Source organism: Streptomyces hainanensis (assembly GCF_004348415.1).
Classification (GTDB): domain Bacteria; phylum Actinomycetota; class Actinomycetes; order Streptomycetales; family Streptomycetaceae; genus Streptomyces; species Streptomyces hainanensis.
Genome location: NZ_SMKI01000627.1, coordinates 1 through 3692, shown reverse-complemented (window position 1 = coordinate 3692; position 3692 = coordinate 1). Strand labels below are relative to the sequence as shown.

Sequence of the window (3692 nt, the reverse complement as noted above, 5' to 3'; positions counted from 1 at the left end):
GGGGTGTTCACCCGGGAAGTCTCGCAGACCGGGCGGCCGGTCCTCGAACGAGCGACGTGACGTGGGGGGAGTCGGGTCGTTTGGGGTCTCGAGGGTGAACCGCCGGTCTCCCGGCGGGTCATCGCCCGAGGAAACCCGAGGTCAGGAGAGGTTCAATGGGAGTGTTCGCCTGGTTGCGTCGCCGTGGCTCGGAGGCGGGGCCGCCCGCCGGGGAGGCGCCCGAGGAGGCGTCGGCCGGTCCGGTCGCCGAGGCCGACGCCGTCGGCATCCCCAAGCAGACGGCGGCCTCGGAAGCGGCCGACAGCGAGGCCGGTGAGGGCGCCCGCACCCAGGCCGTGGCGGCCCCTCAGGACCAGGACGCCACGAAGTAGCCGACGCCGTAGGGCGCATCGTCGTAGAGCAGCCGGCCGCCGAGGCCGGCGCCGTCCGCCGCGGCGGCGAGCAGTCGCCAGCCGGACCGGCCGGCGGCGCCGAGCTCGGCGGCCAGCCCCCGGTCGATGCCGCGCAGGGCGTCGAGGTCGGCGGCGCCCAGGGCGCGCGCCGCGGCCGCGTCGAAGTCGGCGGCCCGCTCGTCGAGGTAGCCGGGGGCCTTGGGCGAGCGGCAGGTGCTGCCATCCCCCATGACGAGCAGGGCGAGCCGTTCCCCGCCCGCCGCCAGCTCGCGGCCGGCCGCCTCGCAACGCGCCGGTTCGAGGTCCTCGCCCAGGCCGAGCGCCGCCACGGGGGCGGCCCGCCAGCCGACGCGTTCGAGCAGCCAGGCCGCGACCGTCAGGGACGGCGGCAGCTCGGGCTCGCCGGGCCGCTCGGCGGCCGACCCGAGGGCGGTCTCGACGCCCACCCCGAAGCCGCGCAGCGAGCCGCGGGTGCCGGCCGGGTAGTGGTCGAGGCCCCGGCCGGTCGCGGGGCCGGCGACCACCAGTCGCTCCGGCCGGGCGGCGGACAGCACGCCGAGGGCGTCGTAGCAGGCGGCGCGCGCCTCGTCGAGTTCGGAGGCGGCGCCACCGGCGACCTCGGGTACCAGCAGCGGCGGGCAGGGGCAGACGGCGGCGGCGACGAGCATGCCCGGAGCCTAACTCCCGGTCGGGCCGGGACCGTCAGGACACCGCGCACCCGCCGGCCGGTTCCGGCAGCGGGGCGGGGACGCCGACGCCCGGCAGGCCGAGCATCACGCCCGCCGGCCCGGCGGCCGGGGCCGCGGTGCGCCGCTCCCAGGCGTCGCCGGAGCGGGTGCGGCGGACGGCCTTCACCTCGCCCTCGGCGAGCAGGTGGTGCGGGGCGGCGTAGGTGATCTCGACGGTGGCCATGTCGCCCGGCCTGACCGGCTCGGTGGGGCGGGTGAAGTGGACCAGGCGGTTGTCGGGGGCGCGGCCCGAGAGCCGCCGGGTCGCGTCGTCCTTGCGGCCCTCGCCCTCGGCGACCAGTACCTCGACCGTGCGGCCCACCTGGCTCCTGTTCTCCGCCCAGGAGATCTCGTCCTGGAGGGCGACCAGCCGCTCGTAGCGCGCCTGGACGACCTCCTTGGGGATCTGCCCGGCCATCTCGGCCGCCGGGGTGCCCGGCCGCTTGGAGTACTGGAAGGTGAAGGCCTGCGCGAAGCGCGCCTCGCGCACCACGTGCAGGGTCTCCTCGAAGTCCTCCTCGGTCTCGCCGGGGAAGCCCACGATGATGTCGGTGGTGATGGCCGCGTCCGGGATGGCCGCCCTGACCTTCTCGATGATCCCCAGGTAGCGCTCCTGCCGGTAGGAGCGGCGCATGGCGCGCAGCACCCGGGACGAGCCGGACTGCAGGGGCATGTGCAGCTGCGGCATCACGTTGGGTGTCCCGGCCATGGCCTCGATCACGTCGTCGGTGAAGTCGCGCGGGTGCGGGGAGGTGAAGCGCACCCGCTCCAGGCCGGCGATCCCACCGCAGGCGCGCAGCAGCTTGGAGAACGCCTCGCGGTCGCCGATGTCCGAGCCGTAGGCGTTGACGTTCTGGCCGAGCAGGGTGATCTCGCTGACGCCCTCGGCGACCAGCGTCTCGATCTCGGCCAGGATGTCCCCGGGCCTGCGGTCCTTCTCCTTGCCGCGCAGCGCCGGCACGATGCAGAAGGTGCAGGTGTTGTTGCAGCCGACGGAGACGGCGACCCAGGCGGCGTAGGCGCTCTCGCGGCGGGTCGGCAGGGTGGAGGGGAACGCCTCCAACGACTCGGCGATCTCGACCTGGGCCTCGCGCTCGATCCTGGCGCGCTCCAGCAGCACGGGGAGGCTGCCCACGTTGTGGGTGCCGAAGACGACGTCGACCCAGGGGGCACGGCGCACGATAGTGTCGCGGTCCTTCTGGGCCAGGCAGCCGCCCACGGCGATCTGCATGCCGGGGCGGGCGTTCTTCTTGGGCACCAGCTGCCCCAGGTTGCCGTAGAGCCGGTTGTCGGCGTTCTCCCGGACCGCGCAGGTGTTGAAGACCACGATGTCGGCGGCGTCGGCGCCGGGCTCGGCCGCGACGTAGCCGGCGGCCTCCAACAACCCGGCCATCCGCTCCGAGTCGTGGACGTTCATCTGACAGCCAAACGTCCTGACTTGGTACGTGCGCGTGACTTCCGGCATGCGAGAACTCAATCCAAATCGATCCGGGACCAGCAAGAGCCAGTCCCCAAGTCTACGTTCCGCTGGTAGCTTGCTCGGGTGGCTCCCAGCGCGCAGGACCGCCGCCTGCTCTCCGTGCGTTCGCTGCGCCGCCGGCCGGTGCCCGTGTTGCTCGGCGTCGCGGTGGCGCTCGTCGTGCTCGCCGGCCTGCTGTGGCGGCCGCTCTTCGGCAGTGCGCCGAGCCCCGGCGGCTCGTTGACGGTGAGCACCGGGGTCAGCAGCGGGGTCTACTCCCGGTACGGGGAGCTGCTGCGCGGCCAGCTGGCCGGTGACGCGCCGGACCTCGACATCACGCTCAAGCCGAGCGAGGGCTCGGTGCAGAACATCGAGCGGCTGGTGGCCGGGGACGCCGACTTCGCCATCGCCACCGCGGACGCGATAGCGGCCTACCAGGCGTCGGGCGCCGAGGGCGCCGACCGGCTGCGCGCCTGTGCCCGGCTCTACGACGACTACATACAGCTCGTGGTGCCGGCCGACTCCCCGGTGCGCAGCACCGCGGACCTGGCCGGTCTCCGGGTGGGCGTGGGGCAGGACCAGTCCGGGGTGCAGCCGGCGGCCAGGCAGCTGCTGGCGGCGGCCGGGCTCGACCTGGAGCGGGACGTGACCGCGGTCCGGCAGGGCATCGACGCGATGCCGAGGATGCTGGAGGCGGGTCGCCTCGACGCGTTCTTCTGGTCCGGCGGGCTGCCCACCACGGCGGTGGAGCGGCTGGCGGCCAACACCGACATCCGTCTGGTGCCGCTCGAGGACCTGCTGCCCGCGTTGACGGGGCTCAGTCCGGAAAGCGCCTTCTACCGCGCGGCCGGGCTGCCCCCGGACGCGTACCCGGACATTCCCGGCTCGCAGGTGGTGGACACCCTGGCGGTGGCCAACCTGCTGGTGACCACCGACGCGGTGGACGACGCGCTGGCCGAGCAGGTGACCAGGTCGGTGATCAACGGCCGGGACCGGATCGGGCAGGAGGTGCACGCCGCGCAGCGCGTGGACCGGCGCACCGCGATCTACACCCAGCCGCTCGAACTGCACCCGGGGGCCCGGGAGTACTACCGCTCCGTCAAGCCCTGAGCC

Annotated in this window: 4 protein-coding genes; 2 read left to right on the top strand and 2 right to left on the bottom strand. The window is 74.4% G+C overall.

From position 1 onward, the window contains the following. Positions 1 to 155: 155 nt before the first annotated feature. A complete protein-coding gene (locus tag E1283_RS33760) occupies positions 156 to 371 on the top strand; it encodes a hypothetical protein (protein WP_132821980.1) in 216 nt (71 codons plus the stop codon). On the opposite strand, the gene E1283_RS33755 is transcribed toward E1283_RS33760, so the two are convergent. Next, positions 347 to 1060, bottom strand: a complete 714-nt coding sequence (locus E1283_RS33755) for a class III extradiol dioxygenase subunit B-like domain-containing protein (protein WP_132821979.1) — start codon at positions 1058 to 1060, stop codon at positions 347 to 349. The two genes, E1283_RS33760 and E1283_RS33755, sit on opposite strands and share 25 nt — an antisense overlap. A gap of 34 nt (positions 1061 to 1094) precedes the next feature. Beyond that, the gene (gene miaB / locus E1283_RS33750; RefSeq protein ID WP_132821978.1) at positions 1095 to 2585 is read right to left on the bottom strand and encodes a tRNA (N6-isopentenyl adenosine(37)-C2)-methylthiotransferase MiaB; all 1491 of its coding nucleotides are present in this window, start codon (positions 2583 to 2585) and stop codon (positions 1095 to 1097) included. Between the two features lie 78 nt (positions 2586 to 2663). On the opposite strand from miaB, the gene E1283_RS33745 reads away from it, so the two are divergent. Continuing rightward, positions 2664 to 3689: a TAXI family TRAP transporter solute-binding subunit gene (locus E1283_RS33745; protein WP_243745292.1), complete on the top strand. Its 1026-nt coding sequence runs from the start codon at positions 2664 to 2666 to the stop codon at positions 3687 to 3689. Positions 3690 to 3692: the final 3 nt, after the last annotated feature.